The organism is Rhizobium azibense (assembly GCF_004342325.1).
Classification (GTDB): Bacteria; Pseudomonadota; Alphaproteobacteria; order Rhizobiales; family Rhizobiaceae; genus Rhizobium; species Rhizobium etli_B.
Window position 1 is genome coordinate 121,802 of sequence record NZ_SMBJ01000011.1, and the last position, 22,425, is coordinate 144,226.

Consider the following 22,425-nt stretch of genomic DNA (forward strand, 5'->3'; position numbering starts at 1 on the left):
CTCAGTACGCTGTCCTCTGTTCGACCCAGCGGACTGCCTGTCCAAGGCTGTAAGTGATCACAAGGTAAAGAAGAGCTGCACAGCCATAGACCAGCGTCGTCTGGAACGTCTCATTGACGAGTTGCCGGGCGTTGAACATCACTTCGGGTGCCGCGATTGCCGCAACGAGAGATGTGTCCTTGACCAGCGCGACCGCGTAGTTGCCGAGCGGGGCTAAAGCGATGCGTAACCCTTGTGGCAATATGACGAGGCGGAAGGCCTGAATCGGCCTCAGTCCAATCGCCGCAGCTGCTTCGCGTTGACCCTGAGGAACCGCCTGAAAACCAGCCCGAAATATATCGACGACTACCGCAGCGCCGATCAGCCCTAAGCCGACGATCGCGGCCGTCAGCGCCGGCAAACGCATCCCGATGGCAGCAAGACCGAAATAGAGCAGGAAAAGAAACGTCAGGCTCGGGATATTTCTCAAGAGCTCGACGTACGCGCTGATGGCAAAGTCGATTGCCCACCGGTGCCAGAGGTACCGGATTGCCGCTAGCGCCAGTCCCAGACCGACGGCAAGAACAAGAGCCCCGGCCGTCACTTCCAAAGTCACAATGACGCCAGAACCCAGTGCCGCGACGATGCGGACAAGTAGATCATCATCCATCAGGTGACCTCCCCAAGGCCCAATGCCGAGAGAAACTGCTTCAGCCGCGGGTGCTGTGGCTGGTCGAGAACCTGCCGCGCTGGTCCCTCCTCGATGATGACACCGCCATCCATGAACAAGATCCGATCTGCGACTTCACGGGCGAAGGCGATCTCGTGGGTCACTAGCACCATCGATAAGCCGTCGCGCGCAAGCTCTTTGATAACCGTCAAGACTTCGCCAACCAGTTCGGGATCGAGAGCCGACGTCGGCTCATCGAAGAGCAAAAGCTTCGGCTCCTGAGCAAGCGAGCGGGCAATCGCCACGCGCTGCTGCTGACCCCCTGATAGGCGATGAGGCATTTGTGATGCCTTCTCGCTGAGGTGGACTTTTGCGAGCACAGTGTCGCAAAGCTCTACCGCCTGTTTGGTGGGCATTTTCCGGACCTTCCGGGGCTGCAGCGTGATGTTCGACCGAACGTCGAGATGCGGCCAAAGATTGAAGCTTTGAAATACCATGCCCATGTCGGCTCTTTGCGGAGCAAGCTCTGCATCGCTCATGCGCCGACCGTCTTCATGTTTGCCGATCAGTCTGCCTTCAAGCCGGATTTCCCCGCTTGAAGGTGGCTCCAGATAGTTGATCGCGCGAAGGCAGGTGGATTTTCCTGAACCACTCGGACCAATGATCGCAATACATTCTCCCCGTGACAGTTCGAAGGACACGCCCTTGAGAACGGGGAAGCTGCCGAAGGATTTCTTGAGATTGGCGACTGAAAGCAGAGCAGGGCTTTGCATGACTACGACCTCAGGAGTTGCGATGAGACGCTGGGCGCTCACCGGCGCTTAAAGGAGCGGATTTCATTTGGAACATCTCGGCGGCGTCCAGCCTTCCGGACGGTCGACGCCTACCCTGAAATTCTGCGGAGACGGGGTGTAGTTGGCATTATTGATGTTGCCGTATCGTTTGCCGATGATCCGAACCTCGCAGCTTTCCCAAAGCTTGCGGATCTCGCCGCTCAAGGCATCGGCAAGTGCCTTGTTGTCCTGGCTGAGACCGAAGACGTATTGCCTGCCGATGCCGGTCAGCAGCGGAAAATCGGGATTGTTATCGGTGAACGGCTTGTTCGTCAGGTCCCATCCGGGATTCATCGCAATGGCGTAGTCGATCACCGGCGGATCGCCGACCAGCGCATCGATTCGCCCGGCAAGAATGTCCCTGATGGCGGCGTCGGAGCTATCGTAAAGTGACAGCTGAAGACCGGTTATGCGGCGCAGTTCCGGCAGAAAAGAAAATCCGGTGATCGAACCGACTTTCTTGTTTTCCAAGTTCTCAAGACTATGCCAGCCTGCTCCGGCCTTGCTCGTGATGCCGTTCTGGAAGTATCCGGTCGGGTCAGTCAAGGAGAGCGTTGCGGCACGCTGCTCCGTCCAGGCAACGTTTCCGCCGATCAGGTCGACGCGGCCTGTCTGAACCGCGGCGATCGCACCCGACCATTCCATGGGGACAGGAATTATGGCAAGGCCCAGCCGATCGGCGGCGATCTGCAGAATCTCGCCATCGTAGCCGACAAGTTTGCCGTCGCGCGCGACAAGCCCGGGCATATCGCCTGTGATGGCCACCGAAAGCATGCCGGGCTCAGTCAATCTGTAGGCCGAGAGGTCAGGGCCTGCTACGGCAGGCACAGCAGCTGCAAGTGTGATCGCCACGATGGTGGGCAAAAGCTTTCTTTTAACGTTCATTGATGTTCCCTTTCTTTCTTGTTCGCTGTTTTGGTTACGTCGACGGTGCGGAAACCAGTGCCCCGGCTAAACCGAAGCGACCCAGTGACAGCCCGTCGATTGGTGTTGTGGAGGAGCCATCGAGGCAAAGTTCAGAAAGCACTGCGCCGACGGCAGGACCGAGCTGGAAGCCGTGGCCGGAAAAGCCAAAGGCATGGAACAACCCTTGAGCTTTGCGGCTTTCCCCGAGAACAGGCAGCCCATCCGGCATTCTGCCCTCGATGCCTGTCCAGGTGCGGACCACGAGGACGTTGGCAAGCTGCGGCACCATCGCGATTGCGCCGCGCGCAGCTTCCATGCTGACGTCTGCGAGTGGACGAGCCCAAAGACGATCGGCGTCTGCGACACCGAGGCCGGCGCCGAATACAACGCTGCCGTTCTTGGTCTGGCGGAGGTAGATGGATCCGCCACAGATCCCGAGGTTCGGCCCGATCAGCGGCGCGACCGGTTCCGTCACGCACATGTTCGGCGCCATGACCTGCTCATCGACTTCGTCGCCGAACCAGCGCGCGACCCTTGCGCCCCAAGCGCCAGCCGTATTGATCAAGCGGCACGCTGTGAGTTGCTCGGTTTCGCCCTTGATCGTAAGCTGGAATCCATCGGCAACTTTCTCAGCGTGCTCCAGCTCACAATGCTCGCGGACGGTGACGCCCAACTCCTGGGCTTTGCGCGCAAATGCGGGCGCCGCAAGCCTTGGATTTGCCTGACCGTCCGCAGCACAGAGCGAGGCTCCGCAATAGCCGTCGCCGAGATAAGGATAGCGGCACTGTAGGTCTGCGGCGCTCAGGATTTCGAGATCGATGCCGTAGTCCCGCGCAATGTCGCGATAGGCGAGAAGGCTTTGCATGTCTGCGTCATTGCGTGCGAGTTTCAGGTGCCCGGTGGCGGTGAACTCACAGTCGGTCCCGACGAGCTCGGCCAACCGTCCCCAGATCTGCCGGCTTCGGCAGGCAAGGGGCAGCTCCGCCGGATGGCGGCCCTGTTGCCGGACACCGCCATAATTTACGCCGCTTGCCTGACCGCCGCATCGTCCGCGTTCCAGAAGTATCACGGATGCACCCTTCAGCCGGGCATGCAGGGCGGCTGAGCAGCCGGCAAGGCCGCCGCCGACGATCGCGACATCAAATCTCGTCATCGCCGATCTCCTGCAAGGATTGAGAGCGGAATTGGCTTTAATGGCGCCTGACCGCGCAGGCGTCCGGTGGCAGAGATGTCTGTGCGTGCCGTCGCGGCGATCAATTCACAGGCGGCCGCGCCGCAGACGCGGCCCTGACAGCGCCCCATCCCCAAGCGGCTGAACGCCTTGATGCGGTTGATGTCCGCCTCACCCGTTGTGGCAACGGTTTCGCGGATTTGCCCGGCGGTGATCCCCTCACAACGGCAAACGATGGTTTCATCACGGATTGCTTCGGCGAAATGGTGCGGGAAGGGAAAAACATGATCGTCGAGCGCACGCCTGAACGGGGATAACGAGTCGATCCTCCTGCGCAAGACTGACGCACGTTTTTGACTGCCACGACCCATGTCCTCGAGGAGGCTTAAAGCTGCAAGTTCGCCCTCCCATTCGGCAACTTCGCTGCCCCGAACAGAGGCCCCGTCGCCAGCAATGTAGACGTGCGGAACTGATGTTCGTCCCGCGCCGTCTGTGACCGGCAACCATTGCCGTTGGCGACGATCGAATTGAAACGACAGTCCAAGCAGATCAGCAAGCTGCGTTTCGGATCTTAAGCCGTATCCGATCGCGACAGCGTCGCAATCCGACTGCCCCTGTTGACCACTTTGCTCATAGCGTATGCTGGTCACGCCGCGGTCGCCGGCAACGATTTCGATCGGCGCGATCGCTGTTTGGATCTTGACGCCCCTGAGAAGCAGCTGGGAGACATAAAATAGCCCTCTGGAAAAGTTCGAGATATCTGCGAGCAACGCTGGAAGCGGGGTGATCTTGGAAAAAGGTTCGCTCGAGTCCAGAACGGCTGCGACATCTGCACCGGCCTTCGCATATTGGTAGGCTACGAGGTAAAGCAGCGGGCCCGTCCCAATGAAGACGACGCGTTTACCAATAAAGGTGGCCTGGGCCTTCAACGCGATCTGCGCTGCACCGAGACTGAAGACGCCCGGCGCTGTCCAGCCGTTGATTGGGATGACCCTGTCCATGGCACCGGCGGCGAGAAGAATTCGACTAAACGGCATGCACTTCACGATTCCAGCAGTCGAGAGATGAAGTCTTCTGTCCTCGACAGACCAAACAAGCGTCTCTGCTCGGTATTCGATCGATGGCGCAATGGCCTCGAATGTCGATTTCAGGCGGCGGGCACGGGACGCGTCGAAGCCGTAAAGCTGCGTTTCATTCCGGGCGAGCGCTGCGGGCGGACGGCGAAAGATTTGTCCTCCTGGGTAGGCATTTTCATCGATTACGACAGGCCGCTCGCCGGCCGCGGCAAGCGTTTTCGCCGCGCTGATCCCGGCTGGGCCAGCTCCAATTATCACCATTGGGCGATCTAGCCTCATCGCACACTCCCCGGCTGAGATGTCGAGAGACGCATGCCCGGCGAGACGCGTTCGGTGCAGGCACGAACCCGCTCGCCGGAGAGGTGCCAGAGCCAACAGTCCTGGCAGGCACCCATCAGGCAAAAACCCGCACGCTTCTCGGATTTGAGTTCAAATTGCCGAACGAAGCCTATCTCCGAAAGCAGTACCGAGAGGACCGTATCGCCCTCGCAAGCTTCGACGGGGTGGCCGTCAACGTGGACGATGAATCTTTCGCGTATAACGTGTGTCACTCTTTCAAACATTTGCGGAGCCTTTTCAAGTGGTCCGTCATATCTACTGTGCCTTAGATCTATTTTCCCATATTGTGGATGTCAACAATAGCAGTTACCGTATAATGACAAAATCAATCGTGCCGAGCCTCAAAGTTCGGCACGCCCTTAGGTAGTATCCAAAAGGAGTGTTCCTTGAAAACGGCAATCATGGAGTTGGCGGAGTTCTGCCACGCCACCACCACAGCACCCGCTGCATTCCACGCTGCGGAAAACGCGCTGCTGGACCTGCTAGGAGTCGCCGCAGCCGGAGCTTCAACGCCGGCCGGATTGGCGTCTCGTGATTCAGCCCGAGATTTATGGGGAGAAGGACCAGCGGGTCTGTGGTTTTCTAAACAACGTGTCACGGCAACGGGGGCGGCCTTCGTGAACTCCACCTATGCCGCCGCACTTGACCTGGACGATGGGCATAGAGGAGCAGCAGGACATCCGGGTGCTGCCATCATTCCAGCTGTGCTTACCGTTGGGGAGACCGTTGATTGTGATGCTGAACGCCTATTCACTGCCATTGCTCTCGGCTACGAAGTTGCCATCAGGGTGGCTGCGTCTCGCGCTATCAGTGGTCTCCGCACGACCGATAGCGGCTTGTGGTGCGGTTATGGCGTCGCGGCAGCCGCTGCCTGGCTTCAAGGCCTTCCTGTGTCGTTGATCGCTCATGCCATGGCAATCGCCGGACAGACATCGACCAGCCAATCCGCAACCGGCTGGACTCGTTTCGGTCACACCGTCAAAGAGGGCATTCCGTGGGCCACTGCCAACGCATTGAAAGCCGTCGTGTTGGCCGCTCATGGCCATCGCGGACCGTTGGACATCCTTGACGAGCCGGCACAATATGATCGCTCAAGGCTTATCGAGCGGCTCGGACGGGACTGGGCTGTAGGCCAAATCTATTTCAAACGATATAGCTGCTGCCGCTGGGCGCATGCAGCGATCGATGCTGCACTTGAAATCAAGCAGGCGCATTTAGTGGCGCCGGAAAATATCAAGGCGATAACCGTCGAGACGTTCGAACGCGCCTTGACGCTTCCGAACCAGTACGAACCAGCGACGAACGAAGCGGCACAGTATAGCATTCCGTTCTGCGTGGCGCTCGCATTGGTTCACGGCCCCGTGTCGCTGTTGCCACTTGAGGACCGCCACCTGGTCGATGACCGAGTGTTGGCGCTTTCGCGAAATGTCCAGTTGGCCGCGGCCGAAGACTACCGGCGATCTTTTCCCCGGTCGACGCCATCGCGCGTGACGCTGACGACAAGCGCCGGCCATTATACCAGGGAGGTGATTACGCCGCTCGGCGAGCCGACGAACCCAATTTTGCAGGCAGATCTGGAAGCAAAATTCGATCATCTGAGCCGTCAGCTGCCTGGGTGCCTCGGGCAAATGCAGACCATCAAACATGCCATAGCCGCCCTAGGCGTCGGCGCCGACCCTAGAGAACTTTTCGCAGCTCTCGAGTTCTCGTTGTAGTTTTGCTCATGGGCCGCCTTTTGCTATAGGAGTCGGGAAGACTGCATCGGGCGAGGTAGCATGACAAAGGAAGAGGTCGCGGCAACGGGTACTCAATTGCTCGACAGGGGCGTCGCGATCTTGAAGTTCCTCGGCGGTGCTGGCCAAACCGGGGCAAACATGGCTGTCATAGCTGAAGCGATGGGACTGAAGCAGTCAACTGCGCATCGCATTGTCAGTGCCTTGGAACGGCACGGCCTGATTGAACGGGAACGGAAAACACGCCGTTACCGCCTCGGTCTCGCGCTTTTTGCGCTAGGAGCGACAGCAGCCGACGGGACAGGCCTGCGTAAAGTAGCGCGCCCGGCGCTAATGCGCCTGTCCGCAGCCACAGGGGATTCGGTTTTTCTCATGGCGCGGGCAGGCTTCAATACTGTCTGTGTCGATCGCCAGCAGGGAACCTATGTCATCGACAGCCTGACGGGTCACATCGGTGGCCAGATCCCAATGGGTGTTGGTCCAGCGAGCCAGGCCATCCTGGCCTTCCTGCCTCGAGCGGAAGCCGACATCATCATCACGACCAATGCACCGCTTTATGATCATTATAGCCATCTAAGCGTGGCTAGAGTGCGGGAAGCGCTGGCAGCAATTCGGAAGCAAGGTTATGCGGTCGACGAAGGGGAGCTTGTGGCGGGCATCTCCGCAATTGCCGTTCCCATACGTCCCCCTAAGCGCGATGCAATTGCCGCTCTTGCTGTCAATTTGACGAGCGCCCGATTAGCTCCAGAGCGGCTCCCTCAGCTCGTCGATATGCTAAAGCGAGAAGTCCGTGAGATTGAAGCCTATTTAAATCCACTTGATGAACCGCACTTCGGAGGCGTCGAAGCGCCATTGGAGGGGAGGTGAAGGCCCGAACGACACCTCAGCGGCGCCAGCGCATTGCAATACTAATAATTTGGCCGGCTGAGCAATTGCTATCGGTTGCATCTTGTTATTATTGCGCGTAAAGAGTTTAGATGCGCAACAACCGATGAGCCGCTACGATGGATACGATTCCCACCGAAGGCTTCGACGCGGCAGTGACCCTGACAGACCATCTCGACCATCTGCCCGACAAGAAGCGCCGGGAGCTCGCCCGTATTCTGCAAATCCTGTTTTTCGAGGTCGAGCAGTTTCGCGCCACCAAGCTGTCCGGCAAGAAGGCCGCCGGCAAAGTCCTCAAGGTCATCCTTTACGGCTCCTATGCCCGCGGCGACTGGGTCGAGGATCGCGCAAGCGGCTACCGCTCCGACTATGACCTTCTGATCGTCGTCAACACCAAGAGCTTTGCCGAGGAGCACGAGCTGTGGGAGGCGCTGGAGGAACGGCTGCTGCAAGAGCAGATCAGCCACCGGATCGAAACGCCGGTGATTCCGATCGTGCACTGCCTTTCAGACGTCAACGATCAGTTGGCACGCGGCCGGCCGTTCTTCACCGACATCGCCAAGGACGGCATCGTGCTCTACGAGGAGCCCGGTCATCCGCTCACCCAGCCGAAGGCGCTGACACCAGAGGAGGCGAAAGCTGAGGCGCAGCGATATTTCGATCAGTGGTTTCCATTATCGCAACATTCACTAAAACTCGCGGAAACAAGTATTCAAGATCGCGTCCCGCGCCATGCGGCTTTTAATCTCCATCAGGCCGCGGAGACAGCATATCACTGCGCCCTTCTCGTCCTGACGCTTTACAGCCCAAAGTCGCACCGCATCAAGGTGCTCCGCTCGCAGGCCGAAAGCACCGATGCGCGGCTGGTTTCCGCTTGGCCGCGCGATACCCGCTTTGCCCGCCGCTGCTTTGAGCTTTTGTCGCGAGCCTATGTCGAGGCGCGATACTCCTCAAAATTCACGATTAGCAATGATGAACTGCAATGGCTCGTCACACACGTGAAAGACTTGCAGGCGCTAGTGGAGGAAATCTGCAAGGGCCGGCTCGGCGCGTGAGGTTTTCGCGCCTGCTGGCGATGTCGCTAACACTTGCGCCAGAGCATCATTGATAGCTCTTCAGCTATCCTTCATTTACGGCCGCCTCGGTCGCAACTTAGGCGGGTGGAAATGCTGTCTATAACCCATTCGCAGCAGCGACAGGACGTAGTCGGCGGAAGTTTCTACAACCTGGATGTCGTGGCGAACTCAAAGGTCACGACAGCGACGGTTGAGAGGATGGCCATAGACGACCCTCATCCACGCGTCGCCGATTTCTTAGTGGATACACGACGTTACCTTTCTCTAAACCGGACACTTTTGGGAGCTCTGAATGGATGTATTGGTGCGGGCGAAGCTACGCCCTCACCAACTTGTCGTGTTTGTATTCACATAAAGAAAAAGTGTTCGCTGGTGAGACCGCTTAGGGTGACGTCCTTCAACGTGACGATGTTATTGATATCGTAGGTAATTATGGTGTCATCTCCGACCTGGCTAGCCGAAGAAAGCATGGAGGCAAAGTCATCGAAGATATCTGCCGCGAAACTTATAAGGTCGTCCGACGCTGCAACGAAGTCTTCAACGACGTCCTTGCCGAAATTCGCGAGGAAGACGAACACATCGTCACCGGTCCCGCCGCGCAACATGTCATTTCCGCCGCCGCCATTGATCTGATCGTCGCCGGAACTGCCGTTGATACGGTTTGCCAAGGCATCGCCATGGAGAAAGTCGTTAAACAGCGAGCCGCTCAGGGTTTCAATCTGAGAATAGGTATCGCCGGCAGCATCCCCCGTGTTGATTGCGCTATTTGCCAGGCTGGCCTTCACTCCGACCGTAGCAGTACTGTAGGAGGCTGTATCGGATCCGCTTCCCCCAACGAGTTGGTCGGCGCCGGCGCCACCGATCAACAAATCATTGCCTGCACCGCCGTCCAAACGGTTGGTGCCTGCATTGCCGTACAGTGTGTCGGAGAAAGTCGAGCCGGCCAGGTTTTCAATTTCGGAATAGGTGTCCCCGGCAGCATCTCCGGTGTTCACCGAACTGTTCACTAAACTGACCTTAACTCCTACAGTCACGGTAGAGTAGGAAGCGGTGTCAACGCCGCTTCCTCCAACGAGCTGGTCGGCGCCAGCGCCACCGATCAACAGGTCGTTGCCTGCACTGCCGTCTAGTCGGTTGTCGCTTGCATTACCGTACAAGGTGTCGGCGAAAGTCGAACCGGTCAGGTTTTCAATGGAGGAATAGCTGTCTCCGGCAGCATCCCCGGTGTTCACCGTGCTGTTCAACAAACTGATCCTAACTCCTACAGTCGCTGTAGAGTAGGAAGCAGTGTCGACGCCGCCGCCGCCAAAGACCCGGTCGGCGCCGGCGCCACCGACCAACAGGTCATTGCCCGCGCTGCCGTCCAGTCGGTTGGAGCTTGCATTGCCGTACAGCATGTCAGCGAAAGTCGAACCAGCCAGAGTTTCAATCTGAGAATAGGTATCGCCGGCAGCATCCCCCGTGTTGATTGCGCTATTTGCCAGGCTGGCCTTCACTCCGACCGTAGCAGTACTGTAGGAGGCTGTATCGGATCCGCTTCCCCCAACGAGTTGGTCGGCGCCGGCGCCACCGATCAACAAATCATTGCCTGCACCGCCGTCCAAACGGTTGGTGCCTGCATTGCCGTACAGTGTGTCGGAGAAAGTCGAGCCGGCCAGGTTTTCAATTTCGGAATAGGTGTCCCCGGCAGCATCTCCGGTGTTCACCGAACTGTTCACTAAACTGACCTTAACTCCTACAGTCACGGTAGAGTAGGAAGCGGTGTCAACGCCGCTTCCTCCAACGAGCTGGTCGGCGCCAGCGCCGCCGATCAACAGGTCGTTGCCTGCACTACCCTTCAAACGGTTGGCGACTGCGTTGCCGTACAGCGTATCAGCGAAAGTCGAACCGGTCAGGCTTTCAATGGAGGAATAGCTGTCTCCGGCAGCATCTCCGGTGTTCCCCGCGCTGTTTGCCAGGTTTACTACCACGGCAGCACGGGCAGTCTCGTATGAGGCGGTGTCCGCACCTGTACCGCCAACTAATCGATCGCCACCGGTCCCGCCGAACAACACGTCGTTTCCTGCACCGCCGTCAAGAGAATCATTTCCGGCATTGCCCCAAAGGCTATTGCTCATCTCGTTGCCGACAATCGTATCGTTGCCGGAGCCTGCCTGAACATTCTCGATCAACGACGCAAGGTTGTTGTGATAAAGAAGCGCGTTGAAAATGTTACCGCGAGCATAGCCGTTATTCGGGCCACCGTTCAGATCGGCCAGCTGGTTCTGAGAAAAGACCGAGTAGCCGCCTGGTCGCAGGTCAATTTTAATGCGCGTGGTATAGGCGCTCAGATCATAGGTGTCGACACCGCCGCCATCCCAGATTGTTGCGAGGATCCTGTTGTCATCGGGCGTGATGGCCGCGATCCCGTTGACATAGGTGACGCCTTCACTCGGCTTCCACTTATAAACCGTATTGCCACCATTAGTTGTATAATCCGCACCATACATTTCTTGTAAGGCGGCGATGTCAAGCATCATGAAGGTTTGTGGCGCGCCATTCTGCTCGTACTTGTAGCCACTTGCGTCGTCTCCGATATACGTGCGGTAAGTCATGATCGTATATTCGATAGAATCGTAGGCGCTGGGCACAATCGTCGGGTTGATATCCGGTTCATGACTATGTTTCAGCCCGAGAGCGTGACCCAATTCGTGCGCCAACGTATGTCCCGCATAGTTGCCGAACTCCGGCAGCCGATAATCACTTTCTGTGCCTGCATATTCCGTCCCGAACCAGACATCGCCGCCCCAGCTATCTGTGCTTGGATAATAGGCTCCTGCAGTCGGGAGACTGGGGTGGGACGACTGTGCGAATCGCAGCGACGCGGTGTCCACGTGCCCGATCACAAAATTGGCGTTAGTAAATCCCTCTACTGAGAAACCGTCATTCGCCGTGTTTCCAGAGGATTGTTCCATAAGAAACAGAGCAAATGATCTCTGCTGCGAGGAAATTGAAGAGAAACCGTAGTCTTTCTCACCATCATACGAGTACGATGTCGAGCTGGTGGGAAACGCATAGGTTATCGTTCCATCCCACGCATAGCCGCTGATAAGCCCGTCAATTCTCTGGTCTCCCGTCAAGCTTACGCTCTTTGTCGAAGTGACAACGCCCGTCATCGAATCCCGCCCTTTTAATCATCCACCGTGCGTTATGTCGGTTCGATTTTCTGCTCGCAATAGCAAAAAATCGCCATTAGCAAACCACACCTCATTAAGTGCCCACGTTACGTGAAGCGCCGTCATCGAAGCTATGCTGCTAATGAGGCTTGTTTCCACGAGAAACAGGATTTTCCTGTTCAACCAACACCACTTCACTCTTCCAGACCAGGACGTTGGCAGCAGGAATGCTTTTAGCAGGCCCCGATCGGCACGACCGGATGAACGTGTTTCGTTCTTGCCTTTAGCCCGGGTTGGCGCTAACTCGCAGTCAATCTGTCGCTGATCAACTTCGAGCTACTCAGGCGGACATGTCGCTAATGAGGAGGCGGCATTAGAAAATCGACTGGCAGTTTCCGCTCGCTAAGCATTTGTTTTAGGCTATATGCCGTAATCGATGACCACGCAGAGACATTAGCAATGCTCCAATTACGCGATCATCAATTGTAGGAGTGCCATTCCGTTCGCCATATCCTCAGATTGAGAGACGTTGTGGCGCTAGGAAACACTGAGCGGAACCGGTTACAGGGTCAATCGTCGTTGCTATCCGCCGACCGGACGCGCCTCACCCGGGTCACGACATGGTCGCCGACGGCACGTGCGCACTTGCTTAGGACGGCGCCAACCGAGCCCGACCGGATCCCGGGTGGAGTAGGGCCTCGGCTTTGGCACCAAGCCTATCCCGACGCCTCGAATGACCTGGCCGATCCGGCCAACGCGGTGATCACATGCCATTCGCATCCCTGCATCAAGATCAGCGCAACGGAAGCCGGCAATCTGCCTGGCTTGACCATCCCACGCATCATTTTGCCTCGGCGCTTCGTTCCCAACGCCTCAAGATCGCCGAGCAGCCCGGCTCGCCGCGAGTTCACCAGGAAAGCGAATTTGTCATGAAGCGAGGATACGCCTGGTACATAACAATCAGATCATCGACCCGTTTCCAATCGATGTGCCCCTCCTGATAGGGTCGCAATTCCGACTGGTGAATTCCGCCCATTACGAGCACGGCATCAAATCCCGAGCGGTTTGCGCCGAGGACATCGGTGTTCAATCCGTCCCCTATGCACACTACGGAAGGCGTGGGCATAGCCAGAACGCCGAGTGCCTTTGCATAAGCCTGCCGATGCGGCTTTCCGAAATAACATGCCTTTCCGCCGATTGCCTCGTAGCGTGCGGCAATCGCGCCAGCGCATTCCAGGCGCCGGTCGCCGATCAGCACCTGCAAATCAGGATTGGCGCAGATCATTGGCAGTCCTCGATCATGGCAGGCATGCAGCAGCGCCTCCCTTTCGGCAAGGGTTTGCTCCTCGAGCGTTCCGGTGACCAGTACGAAGTCGGCGTCCTTCACTGCCGGGACGGCACGTTTGCCTGTTCCCGCCATTAATTTCGACAGCACTTTTGGACCCATATGATAAAAACGCCTTCCCAACTGCAGGCACCCGCCGCTTTCAGTTCCAGATAGGGCTTCGAAGACCAATTCACCGGACGTGATTAACCCGTCATAGAACGCGTCGGAAATCCCCATCCCGAGGAGATGGTCTGATACCTCCTGTTTGCGGCGCGGCGAGTTCGACAAGAGAACGACGCGTTTGCCGCTCGCAATCAGATGAGCAAGGCAGTCGATTGCTCCGGCAAAAGCAGTTTCGCCATTGTGGACCACGCCGAACAAATCGATAATGAAACCGTCGTACGCTTCCGAAAGTTCGGAAATACCCGTGAGAAGAGTTGGCCTAGCGAATGCCATCGCGCTTTGCGTCCTCATGTTGTTTGCCTGAGCCTGATGGTCGCCGCCACTCGGCAAGAAGGTATGACGTGGTTGTGCAAAGGACCAGAGCGCCGCCCAGGACAGTTGCGATTTTCGGGCGATCGTCAAAGAACAGCCATACCCATAACGGCGAAAGTGGCGCTTCCAACGTCGTGATCAATGCGACCTGAGTGCTTGGTAGGCTTCGAGCCCCAACGCTGAAGAGGATCAGGCCAACCCCCATTTGAAACAGGCCGAAACATGCAAGGATCGCCAACTCCCGAAGAGACACCGTCAGGGATGTCGCCATCAATGCGGCAAAGACCGTTGTCATGAGGTTGGAAAGTATGACTACGCCGACGACGGAGCGGCCTTGGTAAAGGCGAAGGGCGACCGCCATCAGTGCCATCGTAACCGTCATTACAACAGCAAGCATGTCGCCAATCAGGCCCGCCTCGGACGCAGAGGCCGAGCCCCAAAAGATCACGACCGCGCCCGTAAATACACCGACGCAAGCCGCCGCTGAACGCGCCGAAAGTGGTTCGTCGATCAGCAGCCGAGACATTAGTGCGATGACAAGTGGAAGTGTTGCAAAGATCAACGCAACATTTGCAACGGAGGTGTGTCGGAGGGCGGAAATGAAAGCCATCATCGCTGCTGCCGACAGAACTGAGGCGACCAGTCCCAGGCGGTCGATTGAAATCGTTTCGTAAATCAGGACGCGCTCGCCTCTCAGGAGTGTGAAGCCGGCCACGAAGATGGCGCCGAAGAGGCTGCGCCAAAAGAGGATCGTCCAAGTCTGCGTGGCAAGCATATGCATGAACAGACCGGCGGTGCTCCACAATAGGGTCGCCCCGAAAATGCTGAAAGCCGCCCTCCTCTGGCTCGTCATCATCGGTCCTGGTCCTCAACTGCCCCGACAGGTGAATTGGCGTAGCGGCGCCGGCAACCGGCGCCTAAACGCAGCAGAATCTCCTGGGGATTTGTTTGCGCAGCACGCGCCAAATCGTCGATCAGCAGGTGCGGACCGATAACTTCGACACCGATACCCGGCCGGCAAAGGCTTTCAGGGACGTCAGTTAGGTCGACCGTCACATATTCCATTGCCACACGACCGATGAGTGGCGCTTGATGCGGACCGATGTTGACGGAAATCCGGTTCGCCGCAGCGAAGGGAAAGCCATGCGAATAGCCGAGTGCCAAAGTGCCGATACGCGTGACGCGCGACGTCGTAAATGTTGCGCCATAGCCGACGGCTTCACGCGCGCAGGCGGTTTGAACCGCCACGAGTGGAGCCCGGAGCCTGACGACCGGACGAATTGGGCTCGGATCGACCGTGGGCATTTTCAGGCCATAAAGCGCCGATCCGGCGCGAATGATATCAAAGTGAAAGCGCCGGCCGAGCCAGATCGCCGCCGACGCGCCAAGGCTTCTTCCTCGTGGCCGCAAGATTTCGCACATCGAAACGAAGCGGTTCCATTGCAGCGCGTTTGTCGCCGCTTCGCGCGTCTCGGCACAAGCAAGATGGCTTAGCGCGACAGTCGGGAAATGCGTCTGTGTTTGAGCCAGTCTGCGGACGTCGTCGAAGGTCAAGCCGAACCTGTGAAATCCGGTTTCCAGATTGACCGCATAAGAAGCCCTTTCGGCAGACAGAGCGGCACAGGTCGCATCCTCCAGTGAGTTGCACACGGGCACCAGCCGTCGCTCATGATAAGGGGTCGGATCTGCCGCATAGTCCGGCGCCAATACGTAGATCGCTGCACGTGGCAAGATGCGTCGCAGCTTCTCGGCCTCACTCAGATCGGCCACGAAATAGGATCGGCAGCCTGCGACAGCTAGGCCGCCGGCAACTGCTTCCAGCCCGAGGCCATAGGCATCGCTCTTGACCACAGCCGACACGGTCGCCGCAGTCAGAGCGGTCAAAACCCGGAAGTTCCACCCAATGGCACACAGGTCAATTTCCAACTCCGGCTCTGAAGAGGACATCTCGCGTCATCACTTACAATTATTACGAGCTTTAATTTTGTATTGCAATTTTTAGGAAAGACAAGCATATTTCTACCATAGAGGATACTCGATCACGATTAATCGCAATGAGAGCAATGATAGGTGGGAGGATTGGCAATGGAAAAAGTAACGCGACCGGTAAGAATATTGATCGTCGGCAGCGGCGTGCTAGGAGGCGATGTGTTGGATCTTCTCACGCAAAGCAGCGCGCATTATGAGATCATGGTGGGCGCACGACGGCCCGATAACGCTCTGCTGCGCGTGAATCTCGCTCTCTACACGGCCATGAATCTTGGGCATACCTCGAATGTAGTCGTCGTGCCAATGGATCTCATGAATGTCGAAGCAACCGCCGCAGAAATCGGGAAGCTGAGGCCGGACATCATATTCAACGCGACCACTCTCCATTCATGGTGGGTGATCACCAAGCTGCCGAAGGAAGCCTATGAGCGCGTAGATAGAGCACGTGGCGGCGTGTGGACGCCGATGCACATGGTGCTTATCCGCCGGCTGATGAAAGCTGTCCGGCTAGCAGAAAGTAACGCTATCGTCGTCAACGCGTCCTATCCCGATGTCGTCAATGCGGCCCTCGCCGCCGAAGGCCTGGCGCCTGCCGTCGGCATCGGAAACATCGCCAACGCCGTTCCTGGTGTTCGCCTTGCTGCAGCCTATCTTCTGGGGCGCGATCCGGCGTCGATCGACGTGCGTTTCTTTGCCCATCACTACCTGAGTTACCGCATGCCGAGCACGGGAACGGCCGCGGGTGCTCCATATCATTTGACCGTTTACGCCGATGGAATGGAAGTCTCGCCCGACGATCTTGATCATGAAACACTCTTCAGCCATGTCGCGGGCCGCTTCCGCCGCATCAAGGGTCTGGCCGGGCAGTCCGTGACGGCGTCCTCGGCGACTGCCATGCTGCATGCGGTCGCGCGACGAAAGGGGGACGTCGTTCACGGCCCTGGCCCCCTCGGGCTTGTCGGAGGCTATCCGGTGCGGGTTTCCAAGAACGGATTCTTGGTCGAGTTGCCGAACGGACTAACGCTCGACGATGCCATCGACATCAACCGTCGATGCCAGCGTTTCGATGGCATCGAGGCGGTTGATGTCGACGGGACGGTGCACATAGTGGAAGAGTCTGCCGGAATAATGCGCGAAACCCTCGGCTATAACTGCAACGCATTCAGACCGGACGAATGCGAGGATCGGGCACATGAGCTTGCCACGCGTTTCGCTGAATATGCCCGACGTTCCGGTCAGGCAGACCTGACATCCGCATGACGCCTGATCGGATTCCCCGCGGCATAATCGTGGTAGGCATTCGCGGCGGGGCGCCCGATAGAGAGTGCAGCCTCCATCGAGCGACAATCGAACACGAAGGAAAACGCAGTCTGTGTTGGTTCGCTGACGGAGAAAGACTTGCATATCGCGTCCGGCGCACCGGAGGTGTCGCTCAACGCCCGCTGAACGCCTGCTTTACCGTCAAGCAAGGGCCGCAGGCGGTTGAGGGCAAGCAGGCGGGCCTGGCTCGATGGATAGACTGCAGCCGCGACGTCCACGTTCTCGTGCGGCAAGACGGGAGCTGTCAAAGGATGATTGGTATGGACGATAGCCGGTCCCTCAAGAGAAACCACGCCTGCCTTGGGAGAGATCTCGACACCTCCGACAGAGCCCGTCTCGTCCCCGAACAAATAGCAGCGGCCGCCCATGTGATCGATCGATCGCAAGACAGCGATGGCATCACCTACCCGTCTCTGCCTGATGATCAGGCGCCTGGCAACCAGGCTCGGGATGCCGGTTGCCGAGCGGTCCATCATCAAGTCATTGGTGACGAAAGCAAAGCCACAGCTGTTGAAGCCGACCCAGCCAAGCGTACCCGGCGACGTGACCATTGTGCATTGAAGACCGCGCTCACAATACGAGATGAGAACAAGCTGCTCCTCGGTACCGACCGGCGCGTCCCAGTTCTGGCCGACAACCGCGCCTGCAGATGTCGAGACCGCCACGCTCGTGCAGCCCTTCGCCGCCGGTTCATCAAAAAACTCGAAACCGTTCAGGCAATAGATCTCGAGCGGAGAAAATCCAGCACCGGCCGCAATCCCCTCAATTTCTGCAACAATCTGCGGCTGGTGGCTTTGAAGATATGTCCACGACGCTCCGGCGACTTTTTCCGCAGCGCTCCACCCCGCCTGTCCCACTTTTTCCCGGAGCGAGTTGACGGCCACTCTGATCGGAGAGGAGAAGAGAGAGCCATGCTGACGACCGCGCTCGAATGGAGAGCCATACAAAACTACGATAGGAAGGCGTCGCGACATGAAAACCCGAATAACAGAGCAAATTACCCCCATATTATGAGATATATCTGCCATGCGTCCATAATACGCAATTTTGAGTGGTGCGAAAGTTAAGCACACGGTACACATATCAACGCGGCATTCCGGCGGCAGCGTTGCTGTCCAAGCCGATTGCGACACAGTCATATTTCAGAGGAAATTTTCTGCTCAACGGAGTGATCTGGGGTGAACAGGATTTTAGCCAACCTCATGTTTGATTTTCTCAAGGCATGCGACGCAGCGCAGGCGTGCAACGAATTGACGGATCTCGTCGGCAAAGTGGTGACGCAACTCGGTTTCGAGTGCTTCGTGATGGCAGCATTACCTCTTCGCCATGAACGGTTGGAGGGTTGCTTTTTGCTCAATGGCTGGCCTGAGGCATGGTTCGAGAAGTACATTCGCAAGAACTTTATCCACCGCGATCCGGTCGTCGATCTGGTCAAACGAAACGACAAGCCGATCATTTGGTCGAAGGCCATCGATGACCAGGGGCTCACGCCGAAAGCGCGGCAGATCATGAAGGAGGCGGCCCGCTTCGGGTTGGCGGATGGTCTTACCATTCCCCTCCACTCCAATGTAGGGCTGGATGGTGTTTTCTCACTCGTGGGCCCACGCTTAGATATTTCCGCCGAAGAGAACAACCTCTTGCAAATTGTTGCCTCGAGCGCCTATGCGCGGCTTCTCGAATTCAAAGGCATCAAAAACAGAGTCCGCAAATCTGTGTCCGTGACGCGCAGCGAGAGCGAATGCCTTGCCTGGTGCGCAGCGGGTAAGACGGATTTGGAAATTGGCTGGATCACCGGCCGCTCGCAAAGGACGGTACAAAAGCACCTGCGAAATCTCCAGCTGAAATTGCAGGCCAAAAATCGTGCTCAATTAATCGCCGAAGCCTTCCGGCAGGGCCTTCAGCGATAAAAACTACGACAATTTGCGAATAGTTTTGAAGAACCGAAGGTTGTAAACTTACGGCGTGCGACCTGAGGTGAACTTTATGCTCCAAATTATCCGTGGCAAGCAGGCCAATGACCAAGCGCTCATGGAGCCCATTTGGCGTTATCGCCATCGCCGCTTTGTGGACGAGCTAGGCTGGGAGGCAGTGCGCCGCGCCGATGAATGCGAGCGGGATGCCTTTGACACGTCCCACACCGTTCATCTGGTTCTAACCCACGGCCACGACATCATCGGCTATTCGCGGCTGCTCCCCACAAACTTGCCGCACCTACTTTCTGAGATTTATCCTGAGCTCTTGCAAGGTAGACCGTACCCCTGTGGCCCACGCGTCTTCGAATGGGGACGATGTGCAGCCGAAAAGGTGGCTCCGCGGATTGATAACGTCGCGGCCGTGGACGTGTTGATGACCGGCGTTCTGGAGTACCTCGTACACGTTGGCGCCGAGGCTGTGATCATCGAGGCGCATCCCAAGCTTGTCGAGATGATGAAGGGTAGAGGCTACCCTGTCCAGTATCTTTGCAAGCCAGCGCTCTACAATGGCGAGACGATCGTTGCAGCCGCAGTTTACCCATCAGCAACGGTGCTTCAACGTCACCGCTTGGCTTATGGCATAACGCAGTCTTTGCTCCCACCCAATCTTCAAAGGGGGCTGCATCGCGTCCGCGAACGACATCTCCATCATCAGCCGAACTGGAAAGACTCAATTCGTGGCGCGGCGCAGGAAATCACTGATGGATGCAGCTAGCGCCGAGCGCTTCATCAAGGCAATGGTGCACGACAAGACCCAGAACCTTTTAAGGATCGTGGAGGAAGTCTATCGCCGTTATCCACCGAATGAAGACCTGGAGTTCATACGATATCTGCTGGGAATGATAGTTCTCGAAACAGACGACGGAAATGGCAAGGACCAGCGCTAACGGTCAAACAGTTGCAGGCGGCAGCAACCTCGGATGAACCAGCCGTTTTAAGATCTGATCTTAAAGTTCTTTGCAATCGTGGGTTTCGTTGTTAAACTGAAACGGAGACGACGCTGTTCGTCTTGGGGCGTGGAAACCCCTTTTGATTGATAACACGCTTTTTGAGCGACTACTTCGTGACCTTTCAGGTCGGGGAGCCTGTGGAGTATGCAAAAGGCCTTCGGGCTAAAGTCCACAGGGGCTGATTCAAAACGGCTTTCCAACTCCCCGACTGCTAGATCCGCCAGGACTTCTGGCTGTGGGAGCTCATATATGGCAAAGAATTACCCCCTTGAGGGGCCGGCATTTCCGGTTGAGAAAATAGCCAGCAACCCGGTCTCACTTCACCCCGTCGATCAAGAGGTCGGAAAACGCATTCGCGTACGACGCCAGCAATTGCGAATTTCTCAGGCCGCGCTCGGTGCCGGCGTCGGCGTTTCTTTCCAGCAAATTCAAAAATACGAGCGAGGCGCTAACCGCGTCAGCTCTTCCGTTCTCTATGAGATTGCCGCGGTCCTTGACGTACCGATGGCCTATTTCTTCGAGACGCTTTCGAAGCCCGGTTGCGGCAGCAGTGCAGCATTGAGTCGCAAGGCCGAAATACGTGAGGAATTCATAGCGACTGACGAGGGTCAACGGCTAGTGGATACGTTCATGGCGATACCGAAGAAGATGCGCCCGAAGTTCATTTCTCTCCTGGCCACGTTCAGCAGCGCGAACGACTGAATCGCCCTTATAACTAGGGCCCACCGAACGTGTAGCGATGGGCCCCATTTTATCGCAGCCGTCAGCTACAGAGAGTCTGGTGGCGCCCATCTCCGGCGTTCCTCCGCCATTCCAAACGCTGCGTCAACGATGGCTTTTTGGCCCGTCGAAACCACGGGTGCCAAGCGGGAGTTCCTACCATATTTGTGCTCCGGCCCCGCTCACAAACTTTCTCGCGCACTGCCGCGACATGTTGAGGTCAACACGGCGCCGAACTGGACTTGAAAGCGCGGCCGAAGCTTCCCTCATGCGCCTCTGCAAACCCGGCTTGCCAATGCAGGATTCCGCACTCGTCATCAACTGTAGGGGCAAAGGACGCAACAATGTCGCCGGCGGTTGCGCAGGATATGACTTCCCGACAAACTAAGGAGGTAACATTGTCATGGCAACTGACGATCGATCAACATGGAAATCTGAAACCTTTGGGCATGCCGCCGAAACTCATGTCTTTGCGTCGAACCCGTGCTACCTCGTTGAGCAGATTTCCTTGCCGATCTCGAATCTCGCTCGGATGGTCAATGGCGACGGGACGGAACGGACGCTCATCTTCGATGAAGGCAAGGCAATTGTTCGGGGCATCGAGGGGGGCCTCCTGTTATGGGTCGGTGCGAGCAATCTCGTCGTCCGCCACGCTCTTCAGCTACTGCTTGAGAGTGGCCTCTTTCGCGCAAGGTCGGACGCGCAGCTGGAGATCTCTTGGTATTTAAGTGTCGGCAAGCCCTTTGCGGTGATCGAGGGGCTGTTTGCAACGCCCCGCGACGACGGTGCCAGATGCACGTCGTGAAGCCATACGTGCCTGGGGTGATCGATGGCATCCGGCTGCGCATAAGACACTGGCCCGACACGCGTGCGCGAGGGCAAGCAAAGCCCCCATATTCAGCGCACGCGCGGACGAACTCTTTTAGGTCGCCAGCCCAACGTCAACCCCGTGCACCCTAGGCGCCGCATACCTGCGTCTAGGTCTGGGACAACCTCTGTATAATTTCGCGAGGTATTAGTCGAATGATAGGTTCGCTTTCGTCGCCTCAAACACCCCCCCCAACCCCAGGGAGGCGATTTTTCGGCTTCGGTGTCTCCCTCTGTTTCACCGTGGTCGGCGGATATGACATCCGCGTTGACCGCCTCGTTGACCGGGGCGGTCTTTTTTTGAGTTGATGTCGGCGCGTGAAACTCAAGAAAATTCCGCTTATGCGGTCTGAGGATCGAACACTCGGAGCGGATCAATCCGCCTCTACGATTTCGAAATCTATTTGGAGCCTGCCAATGACGACTGCAGCCTCGTTTATCCCGAGAAGGCGTGACGGCTGCCCAATCTTTAAAGTTATTCCAGATTCGAGATTGCGGAAGTTCAAGACGATGGTCGATGAAGGACCCCAATCTATAGATCCGGACGCTGCCCATCGCGGCGACAATCCCCTGAGAAGGGCCCCTGGAACCAATAACGCGTCACGACATTCTTCCTCCCACAAGGAGATGCCAAATGACGTATGATCCTGAAAAACCAAAGCTTGGTCGTAGGTTTCGAACCGGACCGGTTGATTTTCGCCGTACGAATTGGGTGGCATGGATTGCAGCAGCAGGGTTGATTGCGATTGGCGCTTTCGCTCTCACCCAGTGGTCTAGCTTGCCCGACACCGATCCAGAGACCACTGCTTCGACGAGCAATTCCGAAACCGCGCCGGCTCCAGCAACGCCGTCAGCCCCGACAGACAACAATGCCGCGCCTGCTCCCGTCACGCCGCCTGCAGGCACGCCGCAACAGTAAGTCTGAACTTGCCGCGCGGTCGGGCGCCACTGCGGCGGATCA

The 22,425-nt window shown here is 57.4% G+C and carries 20 protein-coding genes; 9 read left to right on the forward strand and 11 right to left on the reverse strand.

Annotated features, from left to right (window positions below; translation table 11 throughout):
* Window position 1 precedes the first annotated feature (1 nt).
* The 6 genes from EV130_RS25435 to EV130_RS25460 all read right to left on the reverse strand — a co-directional run bounded on the left by EV130_RS25435 (window position 2) and on the right by EV130_RS25460 (window position 5,198).
* Window positions 2-649 carry an amino acid ABC transporter permease gene (locus EV130_RS25435; RefSeq protein WP_132662002.1) on the reverse strand — a complete coding sequence of 216 codons (648 nt, stop codon included), beginning with the start codon at window positions 647-649 and terminating at the stop codon, window positions 2-4.
* On the reverse strand, window positions 649-1,422 hold the full coding sequence (locus EV130_RS25440) for an amino acid ABC transporter ATP-binding protein (protein WP_132662004.1): 774 nt from the start codon (window positions 1,420-1,422) through the stop codon (window positions 649-651). Before EV130_RS25440 ends, EV130_RS25435 begins: the two co-directional genes overlap by 1 nt.
* 63 nt (window positions 1,423-1,485) lie before the next feature.
* Entirely contained in the window at window positions 1,486-2,367 is an 882-nt protein-coding gene (locus tag EV130_RS25445; protein WP_132662006.1) for a substrate-binding periplasmic protein, read from the reverse strand.
* A gap of 34 nt (window positions 2,368-2,401) precedes the next feature.
* Window positions 2,402-3,541 carry an NAD(P)/FAD-dependent oxidoreductase gene (locus tag EV130_RS25450; protein WP_132662008.1) on the reverse strand — a complete coding sequence of 380 codons (1,140 nt, stop codon included), beginning with the start codon at window positions 3,539-3,541 and terminating at the stop codon, window positions 2,402-2,404.
* Window positions 3,538-4,914, reverse strand: coding sequence for an NAD(P)/FAD-dependent oxidoreductase (locus EV130_RS25455; protein ID WP_132662010.1), 1,377 nt, complete (start codon window positions 4,912-4,914; stop codon window positions 3,538-3,540). Before EV130_RS25455 ends, EV130_RS25450 begins: the two co-directional genes overlap by 4 nt.
* Entirely contained in the window at window positions 4,911-5,198 is a 288-nt protein-coding gene (locus EV130_RS25460) for a (2Fe-2S)-binding protein (RefSeq protein WP_132662012.1), read from the reverse strand. Before EV130_RS25460 ends, EV130_RS25455 begins: the two co-directional genes overlap by 4 nt.
* A 177-nt stretch (window positions 5,199-5,375) precedes the next feature.
* Between EV130_RS25460 and EV130_RS25465 the strand changes: the two genes are divergently transcribed.
* The 3 genes from EV130_RS25465 to EV130_RS25475 all read left to right on the forward strand — a co-directional run bounded on the left by EV130_RS25465 (window position 5,376) and on the right by EV130_RS25475 (window position 8,647).
* Window positions 5,376-6,689 (forward strand): MmgE/PrpD family protein, encoded by a 1,314-nt coding sequence (locus tag EV130_RS25465; RefSeq protein ID WP_132662167.1) that lies wholly within the window; start codon window positions 5,376-5,378, stop codon window positions 6,687-6,689.
* A gap of 60 nt (window positions 6,690-6,749) precedes the next feature.
* Window positions 6,750-7,574, forward strand: a complete 825-nt coding sequence (locus EV130_RS25470) for an IclR family transcriptional regulator (RefSeq protein WP_132662014.1) — start codon at window positions 6,750-6,752, stop codon at window positions 7,572-7,574.
* Between the two features lie 137 nt (window positions 7,575-7,711).
* Window positions 7,712-8,647: a HEPN domain-containing protein gene (locus EV130_RS25475; protein ID WP_132662016.1), complete on the forward strand. Its 936-nt coding sequence runs from the start codon at window positions 7,712-7,714 to the stop codon at window positions 8,645-8,647.
* Window positions 8,648-9,015: 368 nt separating this feature from the next.
* On the opposite strand, the gene EV130_RS34020 is transcribed toward EV130_RS25475, so the two are convergent.
* From EV130_RS34020 to alr, 4 genes are all read right to left on the reverse strand, one after another.
* A complete protein-coding gene (locus tag EV130_RS34020; RefSeq protein WP_132662018.1) occupies window positions 9,016-11,823 on the reverse strand; it encodes a M10 family metallopeptidase in 2,808 nt (935 codons plus the stop codon).
* A 907-nt stretch (window positions 11,824-12,730) separates the two neighbouring features.
* Window positions 12,731-13,606, reverse strand: coding sequence for a TIGR01459 family HAD-type hydrolase (locus EV130_RS25485; protein ID WP_165918572.1), 876 nt, complete (start codon window positions 13,604-13,606; stop codon window positions 12,731-12,733).
* Window positions 13,593-14,501: a DMT family transporter gene (locus EV130_RS25490; protein ID WP_132662022.1), complete on the reverse strand. Its 909-nt coding sequence runs from the start codon at window positions 14,499-14,501 to the stop codon at window positions 13,593-13,595. Before EV130_RS25490 ends, EV130_RS25485 begins: the two co-directional genes overlap by 14 nt.
* Window positions 14,498-15,592 (reverse strand): alanine racemase, encoded by a 1,095-nt coding sequence (gene alr / locus EV130_RS25495; RefSeq protein WP_132662024.1) that lies wholly within the window; start codon window positions 15,590-15,592, stop codon window positions 14,498-14,500. The genes EV130_RS25490 and alr overlap by 4 nt, the downstream gene beginning before the upstream one ends.
* A gap of 138 nt (window positions 15,593-15,730) precedes the next feature.
* Between alr and EV130_RS25500 the strand changes: the two genes are divergently transcribed.
* Window positions 15,731-16,894, forward strand: a complete 1,164-nt coding sequence (locus EV130_RS25500) for a hypothetical protein (RefSeq protein ID WP_132662026.1) — start codon at window positions 15,731-15,733, stop codon at window positions 16,892-16,894.
* Here the strand turns inward: EV130_RS25500 and EV130_RS25505 are convergent.
* Window positions 16,870-18,087 (reverse strand): C45 family autoproteolytic acyltransferase/hydrolase, encoded by a 1,218-nt coding sequence (locus tag EV130_RS25505; protein ID WP_165918573.1) that lies wholly within the window; start codon window positions 18,085-18,087, stop codon window positions 16,870-16,872. The two genes, EV130_RS25500 and EV130_RS25505, sit on opposite strands and share 25 nt — an antisense overlap.
* Window positions 18,088-18,132: 45 nt before the next feature.
* On the opposite strand from EV130_RS25505, the gene EV130_RS25510 reads away from it, so the two are divergent.
* From EV130_RS25510 to rctB, 5 genes are all read left to right on the forward strand, one after another.
* Window positions 18,133-18,861: a helix-turn-helix transcriptional regulator gene (locus tag EV130_RS25510; protein WP_245520110.1), complete on the forward strand. Its 729-nt coding sequence runs from the start codon at window positions 18,133-18,135 to the stop codon at window positions 18,859-18,861.
* Window positions 18,862-18,937: 76 nt separating this feature from the next.
* Window positions 18,938-19,642, forward strand: coding sequence for an acyl-homoserine-lactone synthase (locus EV130_RS25515; RefSeq protein ID WP_132662030.1), 705 nt, complete (start codon window positions 18,938-18,940; stop codon window positions 19,640-19,642).
* Window positions 19,629-19,814 carry a hypothetical protein gene (locus EV130_RS25520; RefSeq protein WP_132662032.1) on the forward strand — a complete coding sequence of 62 codons (186 nt, stop codon included), beginning with the start codon at window positions 19,629-19,631 and terminating at the stop codon, window positions 19,812-19,814. The genes EV130_RS25515 and EV130_RS25520 overlap by 14 nt, the downstream gene beginning before the upstream one ends.
* 312 nt (window positions 19,815-20,126) lie before the next feature.
* Entirely contained in the window at window positions 20,127-20,579 is a 453-nt protein-coding gene (locus EV130_RS25525; protein ID WP_132662034.1) for a helix-turn-helix domain-containing protein, read from the forward strand.
* A 421-nt stretch (window positions 20,580-21,000) separates the two neighbouring features.
* A complete protein-coding gene (gene rctB, locus EV130_RS25530; protein WP_074062199.1) occupies window positions 21,001-21,402 on the forward strand; it encodes an SMa0974 family conjugal transfer regulator in 402 nt (133 codons plus the stop codon).
* Window positions 21,403-22,425: the final 1,023 nt, after the last annotated feature.

What these genes read in the sequence shown, in the direction of transcription:
- EV130_RS25520 (WP_132662032.1), top strand. Translation starts at nt 19,629, where the DNA reads ATGGATGCAGCTAGCGCCGAGCGCTTCATCAAGGCAATGGTGCACGAC.
- EV130_RS25450 (WP_132662008.1), bottom strand. Translation starts at nt 3,541, where the DNA reads ATGACGAGATTTGATGTCGCGATCGTCGGCGGCGGCCTTGCCGGCTGC.
- EV130_RS25440 (WP_132662004.1), bottom strand. Translation starts at nt 1,422, where the DNA reads ATGCAAAGCCCTGCTCTGCTTTCAGTCGCCAATCTCAAGAAATCCTTC.
- EV130_RS25490 (WP_132662022.1), bottom strand. Translation starts at nt 14,501, where the DNA reads ATGATGACGAGCCAGAGGAGGGCGGCTTTCAGCATTTTCGGGGCGACC.
- EV130_RS25500 (WP_132662026.1), top strand. Translation starts at nt 15,731, where the DNA reads ATGGAAAAAGTAACGCGACCGGTAAGAATATTGATCGTCGGCAGCGGC.
- rctB (WP_074062199.1), top strand. Translation starts at nt 21,001, where the DNA reads ATGGCAACTGACGATCGATCAACATGGAAATCTGAAACCTTTGGGCAT.
- EV130_RS25485 (WP_165918572.1), bottom strand. Translation starts at nt 13,606, where the DNA reads ATGGCATTCGCTAGGCCAACTCTTCTCACGGGTATTTCCGAACTTTCG.
- EV130_RS25460 (WP_132662012.1), bottom strand. Translation starts at nt 5,198, where the DNA reads ATGTTTGAAAGAGTGACACACGTTATACGCGAAAGATTCATCGTCCAC.
- EV130_RS25470 (WP_132662014.1), top strand. Translation starts at nt 6,750, where the DNA reads ATGACAAAGGAAGAGGTCGCGGCAACGGGTACTCAATTGCTCGACAGG.
- EV130_RS25435 (WP_132662002.1), bottom strand. Translation starts at nt 649, where the DNA reads ATGGATGATGATCTACTTGTCCGCATCGTCGCGGCACTGGGTTCTGGC.
- alr (WP_132662024.1), bottom strand. Translation starts at nt 15,592, where the DNA reads ATGTCCTCTTCAGAGCCGGAGTTGGAAATTGACCTGTGTGCCATTGGG.
- EV130_RS25445 (WP_132662006.1), bottom strand. Translation starts at nt 2,367, where the DNA reads ATGAACGTTAAAAGAAAGCTTTTGCCCACCATCGTGGCGATCACACTT.
- EV130_RS25515 (WP_132662030.1), top strand. Translation starts at nt 18,938, where the DNA reads ATGCTCCAAATTATCCGTGGCAAGCAGGCCAATGACCAAGCGCTCATG.
- EV130_RS25465 (WP_132662167.1), top strand. Translation starts at nt 5,376, where the DNA reads ATGGAGTTGGCGGAGTTCTGCCACGCCACCACCACAGCACCCGCTGCA.
- EV130_RS34020 (WP_132662018.1), bottom strand. Translation starts at nt 11,823, where the DNA reads ATGACGGGCGTTGTCACTTCGACAAAGAGCGTAAGCTTGACGGGAGAC.
- EV130_RS25455 (WP_132662010.1), bottom strand. Translation starts at nt 4,914, where the DNA reads ATGAGGCTAGATCGCCCAATGGTGATAATTGGAGCTGGCCCAGCCGGG.
- EV130_RS25525 (WP_132662034.1), top strand. Translation starts at nt 20,127, where the DNA reads ATGGCAAAGAATTACCCCCTTGAGGGGCCGGCATTTCCGGTTGAGAAA.
- EV130_RS25475 (WP_132662016.1), top strand. Translation starts at nt 7,712, where the DNA reads ATGGATACGATTCCCACCGAAGGCTTCGACGCGGCAGTGACCCTGACA.